Below are 17,006 nucleotides of genomic sequence, written 5' to 3' on the forward strand. Positions count from 1 at the left end.
TCCGAGCACCTGGTCGTGGCTCCCGGCCAGGAGGCCCGCGGCATCCTCAACATGCCCGGCGGCCAGAGCGACCACCCGCTGTCACCGTATTTCGGCGCGGGCCACGCGGACTGGGTCGCCGGTCGGCCAACGCCGCTGCTGCAGGGACTGCCGCAGCACACGCTGGTGCTGCAACCGGCCGCACGCTGACGCGCCGACCGGCGTCGACCGATCGGCCGTCCATGCGGCATTCGGCCACACAAATCGCCGCCGGCGCAGCTGATCGAAATCAAAAGCACCGCCCTGATGGGCGCGCATGATCCCCGTCCACACGGCGGATTCATTAATGATCAACTGCGACACCGTCATCATTGGGGCTGGCCCGGTCGGCCTGTTCCAGGTTTTCGAGCTGGGCCTGCTGGGGCTGGATGCGCACGTGATCGATGCCGTACCGCATGCCGGCGGCCAGTGCGTCGAGCTGTATCCGGACAAGCCGATCTACGACATCCCGGCGCTGCCGGTGTGCAGCGGGCGCGAGCTGATCGAGCGCCTGCAGCAGCAGATCCGCCCGTTCGCGCCGCAGTTCCACCTGGGTCACACCGTCACCTCGCTGCAGCGCATGGACAACGGCCGCTTTCACCTGCAGACCAGTGGCGGCCTGGCCTTCGACGCCGGCGTGGTGATCATTGCCGGCGGCCTGGGCGCGTTCGCGCCGCGCACGCTGGACCTGCCGGAAGCCGCGCCGCTGGTGGGCCGCACGCTGCACTACAAGGTGACGCAGCCGGCGCTGTGCGACGACCAGGACATCGTGATCGCCGGCGGCGGCGACGCGGCGCTGGATTGGGCGCTGGCCCTGGTCGAGCGGGCGCGCAGCCTGGTGCTGGTGCACCGCTCGTCCAGCTTCCGCGCGGCACCGGCCAGCGTGGCGCGCATGCAGGCGCTGTGCGACGAGGGCCGCATGCAGTTCTGCGAAGGCGACATCGTCGGACTGGAGACGGCCGCTGGCGCGCTGTCGCAGGTGCGCGTGCGCACACGCAGCGGCATGGTCCAGCGCATCGAGGCGTCGCATCTGCTGGTGTTCTGGGGCCTGCATCCGGCGCTGGGGCCGATCGCCGACTGGGGACTGGCGCTGGAGCGCCAGCAGCTGGTCGTGGATCCGTCGACGCTGCAGACCTCCGTGCCCGGCATCTTCGCCGTAGGCGACATCAATACCTATCCCGGCAAGAAGAAGCTGATCCTGTCGGGTTTCCACGAAACCGCGCTGTGCGCGTTCGCCGCGCATGCGCACCTGCATCCTGGCGACAAGGTGAACCTGCAGTACACGACCACCAGCCCGGCACTGCAGCGGCGCCTGGGCGTGCGCGATGCCAAAGGCGCCGATGTCGTGGCACAACCGCCGTCAAGGGTCGAAGCCAGCGCGGCCTGACGCTCCACATCTTTTCGCATTCGCACCAAAACGCACACCGGGAGGTCCTCCCATGCACCGCTCCATCGAACCCACCGAACCGCGCTCGCCCGAGCGCCGGCAACTGCTGCGGCAGGCCGGCCAGCTCGCCATCGCCGGCAGCCTGTTGGCCGGCGGCGGCTGGGCGGTGCTCAAGCGCAAGCAGAACCTGTGGCAGGTGCGCCGCGAGCGCACGCTGATGCAGACCTCGGTGGCGGTGACCTGCCTGAGCGACGACGTGCAGGCGGCCGGCGAGGCGATCGAGGCGGCGTTCACGCGCATGGCCACCACGGCGACCGAGTTGACCCGCTTCGATCCGGCCAGCCCGCTGGCGCGGCTGAACCGCTACGGCCGGCTGGCGCTAGTGCCGTCGAACCTGCACGCGGTGTTGCGCGAGGCACTGGCGCTGTCGGCGCTCACCGGCGGCGCATTCGACGTCACCGTGCTGCCGGTGCTGCGCTACTTCGAGACGCTGCGCGGCGTCGACGGCACCGATGCGCGCGAGCAGCGCGTGGCCGAGGACCGCGACGCGCTGGTCGGCTACCGCGACCTCGTGCTGGACGCTCGCGGCGTGCGGCTGCTGCGGCCGGGCATGGCGATCACGCTGGACGGCATCGCCAAGGGCCACGTGGTCGACCAGGGCATCGCGGCGCTGCGCGGCGCCGGCATCGAGTACGGCCTGATCGACGCCGGCGGCGACATCCAGGCGATCAGCGGCAACGATCCCGGGCGGCACTGGAACGTGGGCATCGTCGACCCGCGCGACACGGGCCGGGTGGCGGCGGTGGTGCAGCTGCGCAACGCGGCGCTGTCCACCTCCGGCAACTACCGCGTGTTCTTCTCCAGCGACCGGCGCCTGTTCCACATCGTCAATCCGCGCACCGGCTGGTCGCCGCAGAGTTATTCCAGCGTAACCGTGGTGGCGCAGCGCTCGGTGCTGGCCGACGGCATGAGCACGGCGGCGTTCTCGCTGGAGCTGCCGCGGCTGTCCGCGCTGATGGCGGCACAGGACCACCAGTGGCTGGCGTTCTCGCGCAGCGGCGAGCAGCGCTGGCGCTCGCGCGAGCTGCCGCTGATCGCCGGCACGGCGGAGCTGGCCTGATGCGCGGCGCACGTCCACGCTCCCTCATCGCCAGACTGCTGCTCGCGCTGCTGTTGCTGGCGCCCGCCTCGGTGGCGCTGGCCAGCATCGACGCAAAGTATCCGCAGCTGCACCAGGTGTTCCCCGAGGCCGAACGCTACGGCGACATCGAGGGCACCCCGCCTGCGGCGGCCGTGTACCACGGCGACAAGGTGATCGGCTACGTGTTCGAGACGGTGATGGTGGCGCCGGTGCCGGCCTACTCCGGGGCGCCGATCAACATCCTGGTGTCGATCGGCACCGACGGCACCATCCGCGACGCCCGCGTGCTGGAACAGCACGAACCGATCCTGCTGGTCGGCATTCCGGTGCAGAGGCTGTACGACTTCGTGGCGCGCTACATCGGCCACCGCGTGGACGACAAGATCGTGGTCGGCGGCGGCGCCAGCGGCAGCGTGCGCATCGACGCGATCAGCAGCGCCACGGTGACCTCGATGGTGGCCAACGAGACGATCATGAACTCGGCGCTGAAGGTGGCCGCCTCGCGCAAGCTGATCGCCGGTGCGGCCGACACCGGCGCGGCCGCCGCGCAGGTGCGCGCCGACTACTTCGTGCCAGCCGACTGGCAGACGCTGACCGGCAACGGCACGATCGGCCACCTGCGGCTGGCGCGGCAGGCGATCGCCGACGCCTTCAAGGGCCAGCCGGAAAGCGGCCTGGTCGACGACCCCACCGCGCCGGCGCCCGGCCACGGCGCGGACACCTTCATCGACCTGTACTTCGCCGACGTCACCCCGCCCACGGTGGGCCGCAATCTGCTCGGTGAGGTGGCCCACGCCGACCTGATGAAGCAGCTCAAGCCCGGCGACTCGGCGATCGCGGTGATGGCCAACGGCATCTACTCGTTCAAGGGCGTGGGCTACGTGCGCGGCGGCATCTTCGACCGCGTGCACCTGCTGCAGGACGGCAAGCTGGTGCTGTTCAAGGACAGCGACCTGGTGCAGTTGAACGACACCCCGCTGCGCGGCAAGCCAGCCTTCGCCGAGCAGGCGATCTTCATCGTGCGCAACGGCGGCAGCGGCTTCGACGCCACCCGGCCGTGGACGCTGCAGCTGCTGGTGAACCGCCAGGTCGGCCCGCTGCAAAGCATCTACCACACCTTCACCCGCGACTACCGCATGCCGGCGGCCTACACCACACGCCCTGAAGCGGCGGCCGAGGCGGACGCCGACGCACTGCCGGCCGACGCGCCGCTGTGGCAGAAGGTATGGCAAGGGCGCCGGCTGGACATCGCGTTGCTGGTGGCGGGGCTCACCGTGCTCACGCTGATCCTGATGTTTCAGGACTGGATCGTGACGCGCCCGCACCTGCTCGAACGCCTGCGCGTGGGTTTCCTGATCTACACGCTGGTGTTCATCGGCTGGTATGGGCTGGCGCAGCTGTCGGTGGTGAACATCCTCACCTTCATCCAGGCGATGCTGCACGGCTTCCACTGGTCCACCTTCCTGATGGACCCGCTGGTGTTCATCCTGTGGGTGTTCGTGGCCGCCACCCTGCTGCTGCTCGGACGTGGCATCTACTGCGGCTGGCTGTGCCCGTTCGGCGCGCTGCAGGTGCTGGTGAACAAGCTGGCGCGCCGGCTGCACGTGCCGCAATTCGAGGTGCCGCAGTACCTGCACGAACGGCTGTGGGCAATCAAGTACATCGTGCTGCTGGTGCTGTTCGGGATGTCGCTGCAGTCGCTCAACATGGCCGAGCGCTACGCCGAGATCGAGCCGTTCAAGACCGCCATCACCCTGCACTTCGCCCGCTCCTGGAGCTACGTGCTCTACGCGCTGGCGCTGGTGGTGGTGGCGGCATTCAACAACAAGTTCTACTGCCGCTACGTGTGCCCGCTGGGCGCCGGGCTGGCGGTGTCCGGCCGCTTCCACCTGTTCGAATGGCTGCGCCGTCGCAAGGAATGCGGCCGCCCCTGCCAGATCTGCGCCAACGAGTGCGAAGTGAAGGCGATCAACGCGATCGGCCAGATCAACTTCAACGAATGCCACTACTGCCTGGACTGCCAGGTCACCTACGCCAACGACCAGAAATGCCCGCCGCTGGTGGAACGCCGCAAGAAGCGTGAACGCGCCGCGCGACCGCTGCCCACCCCGGTGTTGACGATCACCCCGGCCGCCACGCCGGAAACCAACGAGCCGGCGAAGGTCGCCGACTGACCCACCACAATCAGAATGGACGAATGCCATGCACGACGAATCGAGCAACCAACCCGGCCAGTCCGGTCAGTCCGCGGAACCGGGCAACCCCGCGCGCCGCAACTTCATGAAGACCAGCGCGCTGGCCGGCCTCGCCGGCGCGGCGGGACTGGCGCTGGCAGGCTGCGGCAGGAAGGGTGACCCGGCCGGCGCGACAGTCGCCGGCGCCGCCGCCGAACCGGCCAAGGCGACCTCGGCCACCGGCGAACTCTCCGACCACGTGCTGCCCGGCCAGCTCGACGAGTACTACGGTTTCTGGAGCGGCGGCCAGTCCGGCGAGGTGCGCCTGCTCGGCTTGCCTTCGATGCGCGAGCTGATGCGCATCCCGGTGTTCAACCCCGACTTCACCATCGGTTGGGGCATCACCAACGAGAGCAAGCGCGTGCTCGGGCCAAACTTCCCGCCCGGCGGTGACTGCCACCACCCGCACATGAGCCAGACCGACGGCCACTACGACGGTCGCTACATCTTCATCAACGACAAGGCGCACACCCGCGTCGCGCGCATCCGCTGCGACGTGATGCGCACCGACCGCATCACCGACGTGCCGAACGTGCAGGCGATCCACGGCCTGCGCGTACAGCGCGCGCCGCGCACCGGCTACGTGTTCGCCAACGCCGAATTCCTGGTCCCGGCACCGAACGACGGCCGCGACCTGGACGATCCGAACAAGTACCAGACCATGTTCACCGCCATCGACGGCGACACCATGGAAGTCACCTGGCAGGTGCTGGTGGACGGCAACCTGGACAACACCGAAGCCGACTACGCCGGCAAGTACGCCATCTCCACCTGCTACAACAGCGAAAAGGCCGTGGACCTGCCCGGCACGATGCAGGCCGAGCGCGACTGGGTGGTGGTGTTCAACATCGCGCGCATCGAGGAGGCGGTGAAGAAAGGCGAGTTCAAGACCATCGGCAGCTCCAAGGTGCCGGTGCTGGACGGCCGCCACGGCTCGTCGTTCACGCTGTACATCCCGATTCCGAAGAGCCCGCATGGCATCAACGCCAGCCCCGACGGCAAGTACGTGGTGGCCAACGGCAAGCTCTCGCCCACCGTCACCGTGATGGAATGGAGCCGCATCGACGACTGGTTCGCCGGCAAGCTGAAGGACCCGCGTGACACGGTGGTAGCCGAACCCGAGTTGGGCCTGGGCCCGTTGCACACCGCCTACGACGGCCGCGGCAACGGCTACACCACCCTGTTCATCGACAGCCAGATCGCCAAGTGGAACATCGCCGACGCGATCGCTGCCCACGGCGGCAAGAAGGTGAACTACCTGCGCCAGAAGCTCGACGTGGCCTACCAGCCCGGCCATTGCCATACCTCGATGGGCGAGACGCGCGACGCCGATGGCAAGTGGCTGATCTCGCTGAACAAGTTCTCCAAGGACCGCTTCCTGCCCACCGGCCCGCTGCACCCGGACAACGACCAGCTGATCGACATCTCCGGCGAGACCATGAAGCTGGTCGCCGACGGCCCGGTCTACGCCGAGCCGCACGACGCGACCCTGCTGCACCGCCGGGTGCTGGCCGACAAGGTCAAGAAGAGCTGGGATCGCGACGACCCGTTCTTCGCCGAGACGGTGGCGATGGCCAAGCGCCACGGCATCAACGTGCTGACCGACAGCAAGGTCATCCGCGAGGGCAGCAAGGTGTTCGTGTACATGACCTCGGCTGCGCCGCTCTTCGGCCTGGGCAGCTTCAAGGTGAAGAAGGGCGACGAGGTGACCGTGGTGGTGACCAACATCGACGCAGTGGAGGACGTGAGCCACGGCTTCTGCATCGCCAACTACGGCATCAACATGGAGATCAGCCCCGGCGCCACCGCCTCGGCCACCTTCACCGCCGACAAGGCGGGGGTGTTCTGGTACTACTGCACGTTCTTCTGCCATGCGATGCACATGGAGATGAGCGGGCGGATGCTGGTGGAGGCCTGAGCCGTGCCGTGCCGTCGCGCATCCCGCGGCGGCACGGCCGGATCGTCCGGTGCCATGCATACGCTTCGCCGCCTCGCCATCCTGCTCCTGCTCGCGCTGCCGGCGCTGTCGGCGCATGCGCGCGAGACGCTGGAACAGGTCGTGGCCGCGGCGCCGCCCGGCACCGCGGTCAATGTGCCGGCCGGCGTGCATGCGGTGCACCTGCGGCTGGACAAACCCATCACGCTGATCGGCGAGCCCGGCGCGATTCTCGACGGCGGCGGCAGCGGCGACGTCGTGCGCATCGGCGCGTCGAACGTCACCGTGCGCGGCCTGACCGTGCGCCGCAGCGGCACCGACCTCACCGCAATGAACGCGGGCATCTTCGTCGAGCGCCAGGCGCGCGAGGTCACGCTCGAGGGCAACCGCATCGAGGAAAGCCTGTTCGGCATCTACCTCGACGGCGCGGCCAACGTGCGCGTCGCGCACAACGTGGTCCGCGGCATGCGCTCGCTGCGCGTGGCCGACCGCGGCGATGGCATCCACTTGTGGAACGACACCGGCTGCACCATCGAGGGTAACGACGTGGCCGATTCGCGCGACGGCATCTACGTCTACGTCAGCCCGCACAACACCATTGCGCACAACGTGGTGCACGATGTGCGCTACGGCATCCACTACATGTACTCCCAGGACAACCTGCTGCTGGACAACGTCAGCCGCGGCAACCTGGCCGGCTATGCGCTGATGTCCTCGCACCACCTGAAGGTGATCGGCAACAGCTCCGAAGACGAGAAGTCCTACGGCTTCCTGCTCAACTACATCGCGCACAGCGAGATCGCCGGCAACCGCGTGCACCGCATCAGCGGCCAGAGCGACGACGCCGGCGGCACCGTCGAAGGCACCGAGGGCAAGGGCCTGTTCGTCTACCTGTCGCAGTTCAACGACCTCCACGACAACCTCGTCACCGACTCGCAGATCGGCATCCACGTGACCGCCGGCTCGGAGAACAACCGCCTGTGGAGCAACCGCTTCATGGACAACCGCATCCAGGTGAAATACGTGCAGAACCTCGCCCAGGAATGGTCGGCGCACGGTCGCGGCAATTTCTGGAGCGATTACCTCGGCTGGGACCTGAACGCCGACGGCATCGGCGACGTGCCGTTCCGCCCCAACGACGGCGTCGACGTGCTGTTGTGGAAATACCCCACCGCACGCAACCTGATGTCCAGCCCCGCGGTGCTGCTGCTGCGCTACGTGCAGCGCGCGTTCCCGGTGTTCACGCCGCCGTCGGTACAGGACAGCCACCCGCTGATGAAGGCCCCAACTCCCCTCCGGTCCGACCATGAACCACGCGATTGAATTCGAGGCACTGACCAAACGCTACGGCGCGCTCGCCGCGCTCGACGGCGTCAGCGCCTGCGTACCGCGCGGCCAGGTGATCGGCCTGCTCGGTCACAACGGCGCCGGCAAGTCCACGCTGATCAAACTCATTCTTGGCCTGATCGCGCCCAGCGGTGGCCGCCTCGAAGTGCTCGGCCAGTCGCCGTGGCGCGCGTACGCGCTGCGCCGGCGCATCGGCTACCTGCCCGAGAGCGCCACCTTCTACGCCAGCCTGAGCGGGCGCGAGCTGCTCGACTACCTGGCCCGGCTGAAGCAGGCGCCGCGCAGCCAGGTATCGGCGCTGCTGGAGCGCGTCGGCCTGGCGCACGCCGCCGACCGGCGCATCGGCACCTACTCCAAGGGCATGCGTCAGCGCCTCGGCCTGGCCCAGACGCTGCTGGGTTCGCCGGAACTGGTGCTGCTGGACGAACCGACCACCGGGCTCGACCCGCAGGCCTCGCGCGAGCTGTACCGCATCGTCGGCGAGCTGCGCGCGGACGGGCGCAGCGTGCTGCTCTCCTCGCACCTGCTGGCCGAGCTGGAGCCGCACATCGACGGTGCGCTGATCCTGCGCCAGGGCAGGTTGCTTGCGGCCGGCAGCCTGCATGCGCTGGGCGAGCAGGCCGCGCTGCCGGCGCAGGTGCTGGTGCGTCCGCGCGAGCAGGCGATGCCCGAACTGATTGCGCGCCTCGAAACGGGCGGCCTGTCGGCGCAGCCGCGTCCCGATGGCCAGCTGGAACTGCAGGTGCCTCGCGCCAGCAAACTGCACATGCTGCGCGAATTGCTGGCCGATCCCGCGATCGTCGACCTCGACGTACGCGAACCCACCCTGGCGCAGCTCTACGACTGGCTCGGCGCCGGTCCGCAATCCAGCGCAAAGGTGGCCGCATGAACCCGATCCTCACCGTCGCCGCCAAGGAGTTCCGCGACGACTTCCGCAACCGCTGGACGGTCGCATTGACCATCCTGTTCGCGCTGCTGGCATTGGGCATCGCCTGGTTCGGCAGCGCCGCGGCCGGGCGCGTGGGCTTCACCTCGTTCGACGCCACGCTGGCCAGCCTGACCACGCTGGGCGCGTTCGTGATCCCGCTGATCGGCCTGCTGATCGCCTACGACACCATCGTCGGCGAACGCGACGACGGCACCCTGCTGCTGATGCTCAGCTACCCGCTGGCGCGCGGCCAGCTGGTGGCCGGCAAGTTCCTCGGCCACTGCGGCGCGCTGGCTGCCGCCACGCTGGCCGGCTTCGGGCTGGCGGTGGCGATCATGCAGTGGATGCAGCCGCCCGCGCAGACGCTGCAGGCGTGGCTGCACATCGGCCGCTTCATCCTCAGCGCCTCGCTGCTGGGTGCCTGCTTCGTCGGGCTGGCCTGCCTGATCAGCGTGCAGACCGCCGACAAGTCGCGCGCCGCCGGCCTGGCGCTGATCGGCTGGCTGCTCAGCGTGGTGCTGTTCGACCTCGCACTGCTGGCGCTGCTGGTGGTCAGCGGCGGCAATCCGCTGGAGCGGGCGGTGTATCCGTACCTGCTGCTGCTCAACCCGGTCGACGTGTTCCGGCTGGTCAACCTCACCGCGCTGGGCGACGGCGCCGGCAACGACCTACTCACCGGCATGACCGCCCACCACAGCTACCCGCCGCTGCTGCTGGGCCTGGTGATGCTGGTCTGGGCGGTGCTGCCGTTCACGTGGGCGATGCTCGCGTTCCGGCGCAAGGAAGTCTGAGGATAACCGCATGCGCATCCGCCCCACGCTCCGCTCCGTCCGCCCGGCCGTGCTGGCCCTTGCGCTGGCCCTGCTCGCCGGCTGCGGCGGCGGCCACGCACCCCCACAGCACGCGGTCGACACCCATCCGGACGACGCCTGCGCCGTGTGCGGCATGTACCTGGATGGTTCGCCGGGCCCGCGCGCGGAAGCGTGGGTGAGCGGACGCACCAAGCCGCTGGTGTTCGACTCCACCCGCGACTTCTTCGCCTACGTGCTGCAGCCGGAAAACCAGTCCGCGCTGCAGGAACTGTACGTGCAGGACAGCGCCCACCTCGACTGGCAGCAGCCCAGCCACGCCGCGGTCAGCTTCATCGACGCGCGCCGCGCCTTCTACGTGGCGTGGCAGCCGCTGCCCGGTTCGATGGGACCGACCCTGGCGCCGTTCGCTACCGGCGCGGCGGCGGAAGCCTTCGTGCACGAACACGGCGGGGCCGTGCTCGGCTTCGACGAGGTCACCCCCGCCATGGTGGCCGCGCTGGATTACCGCTGCCCCGGCCAGGCCGCCGGCAGTCTCGGCCCGCAACAATGCCTGGCTCCGCCGGCGCCGTCCCTCGGCCTGTCGGCCCATCCGCAACCAGCGTTTCCTCCGGCGCCGCAACCGCAGCCGGCTCATCCACACCCACATCCGTAACGGGAATCCGGAACATGCTCGGACTGAACAGTTTTTCGCATTGGATCGTGCTGCTCGTACTGGTACTGCTGGTGTTCGGCACCGGCAAGCTGCGCAACGTCGGCCGCGACCTCGGCGGTGCCATCGGCGATTTCCGCAAGGGACTCAAGAACGGCCAGCCGGACGAGACCGTGCCGCAGGCGGTGCGGCTGGATGTCGATGGCGAACAACGACACTGATGCGCTGATTTGCCTGGTGCGGGCACCGCAACGGCGGTCGGCAATCGCCGGTTGAAACGTCATCGCCCGGTCAGGTCCCGGCCAACAGCCGCTCGCACACCGCCCGATACACCGCCGGCAGCTTCTCCAGCTCCGCCACATCCACGCACTCGTCCACCTTGTGGATGGTCGCGTTGACCGGGCCGAGCTCTACCACCTCAGCACCCAGCGGCGCGATGAAGCGGCCGTCGGAGGTGCCGCCGCCGGTGCTTTGCTCGGGGTCGATGCCGCACAGGTCGCGGCAGACGGCCACCACGGTTTCACGCAGGATGCCGCCGGGCGGGGTGAGGAACGGTTCGCCGGAGAGGTTCCAGTCCAGCGTGAAGTCCAGGCCGTGTCGCTGCAGGATCGCCTCGGCGCGCGCGCGCAGGTCGTCGGCGCGGCTGGCGGTGCAGTAGCGGAAGTTGACCAGTGCGACGAGCTCGCCGGGGATCACGTTGTTCGCGCCGGTGCCGGCGTTGAGATTGGAAACCTGGAACGAGGTGGGCGGAAAGTCGGCGTTGCCGTTGTCCCAGCGCGTGGCGGCCAGTTCGGCCAGCGCGGGGGCGAACGCGTGGATCGGGTTCAACGCCTTCTCCGGATAGGCCACGTGGCCCTGCACGCCACGCACGCTGAGCGTGCCGGAAAGCGAGCCACGGCGGCCCACGCGGATCAGGTCGCCGAGCCGTTCCCTCGCCGACGGCTCGCCGACCACGCACCAGTCGATCCGCTCGCCGGTGGCGCGGAAGCGTTCCGCCACCTTGCGCACGCCGTCGAGATTGGTCGGACCTTCCTCGTCGCTGGTCAGCAGCAAGCCGACCCGGCCGCGATGATCCGGATGCGTCGCCACGAACTGCTCCAGCGCCACTACCATCGCCGCTACCGAACCCTTCATGTCAGCCGCACCACGGCCGTATAGACGGCCATCGCGAACGACCGGCTCGAACGGCGGGCTTTGCCATGCCGCCTCCGGGCCGCTCGGCACCACATCCGTATGACCGAGGAAGATCAGCGTGGGATCACCCGTGCCGTGCGTCGCCCACAGGTTGTCCACATCCCCGTAGCGCAAATGCTCGACGACAAAGCTGGCATGTGCCAGTCGTTCGCCGATCAAAGGCAGACAACCGGCATCGTCAGGCGTCACCGAGCGGCGGCGGATCAGGTCACGGGTGAGTTCGAGGACATCGGACATGGGGTTCATGGAACAGGCAGCAGGCATCGGTGCAGCATAGCAAGCGCACCACGCGGCAGCGCCTTCAGTGGTCGCCTTCCGCGTCACTCTGACCCAGATAGAGCAGCGCCGCCAGCAGCATCACCACGAAGCGGAAGGCGCTGGCCATGCCGTTCCACTGCGTGGACATCCACATGCCGAACCATTCGCCGCCGATCGCCATGAAGCCGCCCAGCCACAGCAGCACGCCTAGCGTGAGCCCGGCCACCGCAGGCCGCATGGCACGCTGGAACGTCGCCGCCGGCATACGATGCGCGCGCCACATGCGCCAGGCTCCGGTGCCGCACAGCACGGCGGCCAGCGTTTCGACGGCGATGATCAGCACGTAGGCCGCATGCTGCAGCAGCGGCGCACGGATCGCGCGGTAGTGGATGGCGGCGTCGGGAAAGATCGAGTCCATCGCCAGCACGTGCTGCACGAAGGCGAGGTTGCTGCCGTAGTCGGTGAGGTTGCCGAACGCGACCAGCGCCAGCCACAGCGCGATCGTCGCCACCAGCGCGACTTTCGAGCAGCGCGCCGTCGGCATGTCAGCGCGCGAACAGTTTCTTGAAGCCGTTGTCGGTGAAGCCCACGCTCACCGTACCGTCCGGCTGCACTACCACCGGGCGGCGGATCAGCGCGGGATACTCCTTCAGCAGCAGCGTCCATTCCGGATCGCTGCCGGGGTTCTTGCGCTGTGGCAGCAGGTTGCGCCAGGTGGTGGAGGACTTGTTGACCAGCTTCTCCCAGCCGCCGAGCTGCGCCGCCCAGTCCTTCAGCGTTGCCGCCGGCACCGGGTTGGTGCGGTAGTCGACGAAATCGTGCGCCACCTCGAAGCGGGCCAGCCAGTTGCGCGCCTTGCGGCAGGTGTCGCAGGTGGGCAGTCCGTACAGAGTCGTCATCCCGGTTTCTCCTTCCTGTAGGAGCCCGCTCGCGGGCGATGCTCTTGTTCTTGCGAATCCCGAATCCCGCCAAAGGCATCGCCCGCAAGCGGGCTCCTACACGGCGGCACGCAGCAGTTCGTTGATCGAGGTCTTGCCGCGGGTCTTCTCGTCCACCTGTTTGACGATGATCGCGGCGTACAGGCTGTGGCTGCCGTCCTTCGCCGGCAGGCTGCCGGCTACCACTACGCTGCCGGCGGGCACGCGGCCGTAGCCGACCTCGCCGGTAACGCGGTTGTAGATGCGGGTGGACTGGCCCAGGAACACGCCCATGCCGATCACGCTGCCCTTCTCCACCACCACGCCCTCGACCACTTCCGAGCGCGCGCCGATGAAGCAGCCATCCTCGATGATGGTGGGATTGGCCTGCAGCGGCTCCAGCACGCCGCCGATACCGACGCCGCCGGAAAGGTGCACGCCTGCGCCGATCTGCGCGCAGGAGCCGACCGTGGCCCAGGTGTCGACCATGCTGCCGGCGCCGACGAAGGCACCGATGTTGACGTAGCTGGGCATCAGCACCGCGTCCTTCGCGATGTGCGCGCCCCGGCGCACCAGCGCGCCGGGCACCACGCGTGCGCCGAGCTGCTGCAGTTCGCTGTCATTGCCGTGGGCGAAGCGCAGCGGCACCTTGTCGAAGGCCTGCGCAGCGCCGCCGTTCACCACGCGGTTGTCGTTGATGCGGAAGTACAGCAGCACCGCCTTCTTGAGCCACTGATTCACCGTCCAGCCGCCGTGGCCGTCCGGCTCGGCGACGCGGCGCTCGCCGGATTCGAGCAGGTCGAGTACCTGGTCGATGGTCGGCCGCAGATGGGTCTCGATCTCGGCCTGGGTGAGTGTGTTGCGGCGCTCGAAGGCATCGTCGATCAGGGTTTCGATGGCTTGCATGGGACTCGTTCGTCTGTGGCAGCCGCCGGATGCGGCGGGAGTATGTGTCGCGGCAATGGCGCCCCGGGCTGGATCCAGCCATCCGCGGCGGCAGGTTCCCCATTCTTCCACAGCCGGCCCGGAAGCTGTGAATCACGTTGCAATCGGCCCGACGCGAGACATGTTTTTCACCACTTCAAGACGACGGCTATGCCCATCATGCGCCGCGGCCCGCCAAGCATCCGCCGGGCGGGGTCCCTCCGCCAACCCGCCCTGGGGAATCGTGACATGCACGAACAGATCAACGAGGGTTCCATGGTTTTCGTCACCGACGGCAGCGATGGCATCGGTTCCGTCCGCGAGATCCGGCACGGCCTGCCCGAACTGCTCGTCTACATCGAGAACGCCGGCGACTTCGTGGTGCCGATGTCGGCCGTCAAGGCGGTCCACTCCGGCAAGGTCGTCCTCGACTTCGACCACCTCGACCTGCGCCTGCGCAACGCCATCCGCCATGCGCGCGACTCGGAGGATCCCACCTACACCCCGCCCTCGTCGGAGGATGAATAGGGAGTGTATCCGCCACCCGCCGCCGGCGGCAGGTGCGGGTTTGCCGATACGATAGGCGTTTTCGTGGAAGGCTTGCCCGCGCAACATGACCGACAAAGACGTAGACGGGCTCAACCGGCGACTCGATCGCTTCGAGCGAGAGCTGCCGCGGAGTGTCAGGCAAAGCCTGCGCTGGTTGCGCGGACCGTCGGCACGCTGGGTACGCATTCCCGCAGGGTTGCTGTTCATCGCGGGCGGCATCTTCAGCATCCTGCCGGTGCTGGGCTTCTGGATGCTGCCGCTCGGGCTGCTGCTGCTGGCGCAGGACCTGTCATTCCTGCGCCGCCCGATGCGGCGGGCTGTGCTGTGGATGGAACGCCGCTGGGCGCGATGGAAACGCCGGCATCAACGTGCAAGCGGGTAGTCACCGGGGCATGCTGCCCAATGAATATGGCCATACTCGGGGCGGGGTCAGTCGCCACCAGAAGCAGAAACGGCGCCAAGCCCGAAAGCCGCGCCGTTGCTGGATTCAAGGTGGTGGGCGGTACAAGGATCGAACTTGTGACCCCTACCATGTCAAGGTAGTGCTCTACCGCTGAGCTAACCGCCCGCTTCGCGCCGATGTACCGGCTACGCGAGCCGCGCAGTATACGGGAGCCGTCGGCGCCCGACAATATCCCGCGAGGGGCGACGCCACCGGCTCAGCGCAGGGCCTGTTCGCGCAGCTGGTGGATCTGGTCGCGCAGCCGGGCGGCATCCTCGAACTCGAGGTTCTGCGCGTGCTTGTACATCTGCGCCTCGAGCTTCCTGATCGCACCGGCCGCCTGCTGGGGACTGAGTCCGGCGTACTCGGCGGCAGGCTCGGCCACCGCGGCGCGACCGCGCGTCGAGGATTTGCCGCCGCGGCGGTTGCCCGCCTCGCTGCGCGCGCCTTCCATGATGTCGGCGATGCGGCGCACTACGGTTTTCGGGGTGATGCCATGCGCTTCGTTGAAGACAACCTGCTTCTCGCGGCGGCGGGCGGTCTCGTCCATCGCCGCCTGCATCGAGCGGGTGACGTTGTCGGCGTAGAGGATCGCCTTGCCGCGCACATTGCGGGCGGCGCGGCCGATGGTCTGGATCAGCGAACCGGTGGAACGCAGGAAGCCCTCCTTGTCGGCGTCAAGCACCGCCACCAGCGACACCTCGGGCATGTCCAGGCCCTCGCGCAGCAGGTTGATGCCGACCAGCACGTCGAACTCGCCCAGGCGCAGGTCGCGGATAATCTCGCTGCGCTCGACCGTCTCGATGTCCGAGTGCAGGTAGCGCACCTTCACGTCGTGCTCGGCCAGGTATTCGGTGAGGTTCTCGGCCATCCGCTTGGTCAGCGTGGTGACCAGCACGCGGTCGCCCATCGCCACGCGCTTGTGCACTTCGCTGAGCAGGTCGTCGACCTGGGTGCGCACCGGGCGCACTTCCACCTCGGGATCGACCAGGCCGGTCGGCCGCACCACCAGCTCGGTCACCGCATCGCCGGACTTGTGCAGTTCGTAGCCGCGTGGGGTGGCGGAGACATAGATCGCGCGCGGCACGCGCTCTTCCCATTCCTCGAAGCGCAGCGGCCGGTTGTCCATCGCCGACGGCAGGCGGAAGCCGAACTCCACCAGGGTTTCCTTGCGCGAGCGGTCGCCCTTGTACATCGCGCCGAGCTGCGGCACGGTCACGTGCGATTCGTCCACCACCAGCAGGCCGTCGGCCGGCAGGTAGTCGAACAGCGTGGGCGGCGGCTCGCCCGGCGCGCGCCTCGTCAGGTGGCGCGAGTAGTTCTCGATGCCCTGGCAGTAGCCGACCTCGGCCATCATCTCCAGGTCGAAGCGGGTGCGCTGCTCCAGCCGCTGCGCCTCGACCAGCTTGTTCTCCTTGTAGAGATATTCCAGGCGGTCCTTCAGCTCGAGCTTGATCGTCTCGATCGCGTTGAGCACGCTCTCGCGCGTCGAGGCGTAATGGGTGCGCGGATAGACGGTGTAGCGCTGCACCTTGCGGATCGTCTCGCCGGTCAACGGATCGAACAGCGCCATCTTCTCCACTTCACCGTCGAACAGCTCGATGCGCAACGCCTCGGTTTCGGACTCGGCGGGGAACACGTCGACGATCTCGCCACGCACGCGGTAGGTTCCGCGGCGCAATTCCGTCTCGTTGCGGGTGTATTGCAGCTCGGTCAACTGGTGGATCAGCTTGCGCTGGTCGATGCGCTCGCCAGTGGCCAGGATCAGCCGCAGGCTGAGGTAATCCTCCGGATTGCCCAGACCGTAGATCGCCGACACCGTGGCCACGATGATGGAATCGCGCCGCGACAGCAGCGCCTTGGTCGCCGACAGCCGCATCTGCTCGATGTGTTCGTTGATCGAGGCATCCTTCTCGATGAAGGTGTCCGACGCCACCACGTAGGCTTCCGGCTGGTAGTAGTCGTAATAGCTGACGAAGTACTCCACCGCGTTGTGCGGGAAGAATTCCCTGAACTCGCCGTACAGCTGCGCCGCCAGCGTCTTGTTCGGCGCCATCACGATGGTCGGGCGCTGCACCCGCTCGATCATGTTGGCGATGGTGTAGGTCTTGCCCGAGCCGGTCACGCCGAGCAGGGTCTGCGCGGCCAGACCGGCCTCGAAACCGTCGGCGAGCCGGGCGATCGCCTGCGGCTGGTCGCCGGCAGGCTGGTAGGGGGCGACGAGTTGGAAGCGGTCGGTCATCGGCTACAGATGTGGGTGCGACGGGCCA

General features: G+C 68.2%; 17 protein-coding genes and 1 tRNA gene. 12 read left to right on the forward strand and 6 right to left on the reverse strand.

Annotated elements, in window-relative coordinates; translation table 11 throughout:
• From AC3WTD_RS08990 to tatA, 10 genes are all read left to right on the forward strand, one after another.
• A partial coding sequence (locus tag AC3WTD_RS08990) for a hypothetical protein (protein ID WP_492613575.1) occupies positions 1-189 on the forward strand: 189 nt, incomplete at its 5' end.
• Between the two features lie 136 nt (positions 190-325).
• Positions 326-1,405 carry an NAD(P)/FAD-dependent oxidoreductase gene (locus AC3WTD_RS08995; RefSeq protein ID WP_492613576.1) on the forward strand — a complete coding sequence of 360 codons (1,080 nt, stop codon included), beginning with the start codon at positions 326-328 and terminating at the stop codon, positions 1,403-1,405.
• A 52-nt stretch (positions 1,406-1,457) separates the two neighbouring features.
• Complete coding sequence (locus AC3WTD_RS09000) at positions 1,458-2,525, forward strand: FAD:protein FMN transferase (RefSeq protein ID WP_492613577.1); 1,068 nt, start codon at positions 1,458-1,460, stop codon at positions 2,523-2,525.
• Complete coding sequence (locus AC3WTD_RS09005; protein WP_492613578.1) at positions 2,525-4,720, forward strand: 4Fe-4S binding protein; 2,196 nt, start codon at positions 2,525-2,527, stop codon at positions 4,718-4,720. The genes AC3WTD_RS09000 and AC3WTD_RS09005 overlap by 1 nt, the downstream gene beginning before the upstream one ends.
• A 28-nt stretch (positions 4,721-4,748) precedes the next feature.
• Positions 4,749-6,698 (forward strand): TAT-dependent nitrous-oxide reductase, encoded by a 1,950-nt coding sequence (gene nosZ, locus AC3WTD_RS09010; RefSeq protein ID WP_492613579.1) that lies wholly within the window; start codon positions 4,749-4,751, stop codon positions 6,696-6,698.
• A 54-nt stretch (positions 6,699-6,752) separates the two neighbouring features.
• Complete coding sequence (locus tag AC3WTD_RS09015; protein WP_492613580.1) at positions 6,753-8,039, forward strand: nitrous oxide reductase family maturation protein NosD; 1,287 nt, start codon at positions 6,753-6,755, stop codon at positions 8,037-8,039.
• Positions 8,023-8,952 carry an ABC transporter ATP-binding protein gene (locus AC3WTD_RS09020; RefSeq protein WP_027491960.1) on the forward strand — a complete coding sequence of 310 codons (930 nt, stop codon included), beginning with the start codon at positions 8,023-8,025 and terminating at the stop codon, positions 8,950-8,952. The genes AC3WTD_RS09015 and AC3WTD_RS09020 overlap by 17 nt, the downstream gene beginning before the upstream one ends.
• Positions 8,949-9,782: an ABC transporter permease gene (locus AC3WTD_RS09025; RefSeq protein WP_492613581.1), complete on the forward strand. Its 834-nt coding sequence runs from the start codon at positions 8,949-8,951 to the stop codon at positions 9,780-9,782. Before AC3WTD_RS09020 ends, AC3WTD_RS09025 begins: the two co-directional genes overlap by 4 nt.
• 10 nt (positions 9,783-9,792) lie before the next feature.
• Complete coding sequence (locus tag AC3WTD_RS09030) at positions 9,793-10,455, forward strand: nitrous oxide reductase accessory protein NosL (RefSeq protein ID WP_492613582.1); 663 nt, start codon at positions 9,793-9,795, stop codon at positions 10,453-10,455.
• A gap of 14 nt (positions 10,456-10,469) precedes the next feature.
• Positions 10,470-10,673 (forward strand): twin-arginine translocase TatA/TatE family subunit, encoded by a 204-nt coding sequence (tatA, locus tag AC3WTD_RS09035; RefSeq protein WP_492613583.1) that lies wholly within the window; start codon positions 10,470-10,472, stop codon positions 10,671-10,673.
• 70 nt (positions 10,674-10,743) lie between these two features.
• On the opposite strand, the gene dapE is transcribed toward tatA, so the two are convergent.
• From dapE to dapD, 4 genes are all read right to left on the reverse strand, one after another.
• Positions 10,744-11,883 carry a succinyl-diaminopimelate desuccinylase gene (gene dapE / locus AC3WTD_RS09040; RefSeq protein WP_492613584.1) on the reverse strand — a complete coding sequence of 380 codons (1,140 nt, stop codon included), beginning with the start codon at positions 11,881-11,883 and terminating at the stop codon, positions 10,744-10,746.
• A 64-nt stretch (positions 11,884-11,947) separates the two neighbouring features.
• On the reverse strand, positions 11,948-12,448 hold the full coding sequence (locus AC3WTD_RS09045) for a DUF2165 family protein (protein ID WP_492613585.1): 501 nt from the start codon (positions 12,446-12,448) through the stop codon (positions 11,948-11,950).
• A 1-nt stretch (position 12,449) separates the two neighbouring features.
• Positions 12,450-12,803, reverse strand: a complete 354-nt coding sequence (locus tag AC3WTD_RS09050) for a Spx/MgsR family RNA polymerase-binding regulatory protein (RefSeq protein WP_492613586.1) — start codon at positions 12,801-12,803, stop codon at positions 12,450-12,452.
• A 96-nt stretch (positions 12,804-12,899) separates the two neighbouring features.
• Positions 12,900-13,838, reverse strand: a complete 939-nt coding sequence (dapD, locus tag AC3WTD_RS09055) for a 2,3,4,5-tetrahydropyridine-2,6-dicarboxylate N-succinyltransferase (RefSeq protein ID WP_492613587.1) — start codon at positions 13,836-13,838, stop codon at positions 12,900-12,902.
• A 156-nt stretch (positions 13,839-13,994) separates the two neighbouring features.
• Here dapD and AC3WTD_RS09060 point away from each other — a divergent pair, with 156 nt between their 5' ends.
• A complete protein-coding gene (locus AC3WTD_RS09060) occupies positions 13,995-14,273 on the forward strand; it encodes a hypothetical protein (protein ID WP_027491953.1) in 279 nt (92 codons plus the stop codon).
• Between the two features lie 85 nt (positions 14,274-14,358).
• On the forward strand, positions 14,359-14,676 hold the full coding sequence (locus AC3WTD_RS09065; RefSeq protein WP_027491952.1) for a hypothetical protein: 318 nt from the start codon (positions 14,359-14,361) through the stop codon (positions 14,674-14,676).
• A gap of 111 nt (positions 14,677-14,787) precedes the next feature.
• On the opposite strand, the gene AC3WTD_RS09070 is transcribed toward AC3WTD_RS09065, so the two are convergent.
• Positions 14,788-14,862: transfer RNA gene (locus AC3WTD_RS09070), tRNA-Val, on the reverse strand.
• A 91-nt stretch (positions 14,863-14,953) separates the two neighbouring features.
• Complete coding sequence (gene uvrB, locus AC3WTD_RS09075) at positions 14,954-16,978, reverse strand: excinuclease ABC subunit UvrB (RefSeq protein WP_492613588.1); 2,025 nt, start codon at positions 16,976-16,978, stop codon at positions 14,954-14,956.
• Positions 16,979-17,006 lie beyond the last annotated feature (28 nt).

The organism is Rhodanobacter sp. FW106-PBR-R2A-1-15, assembly GCF_058789735.1.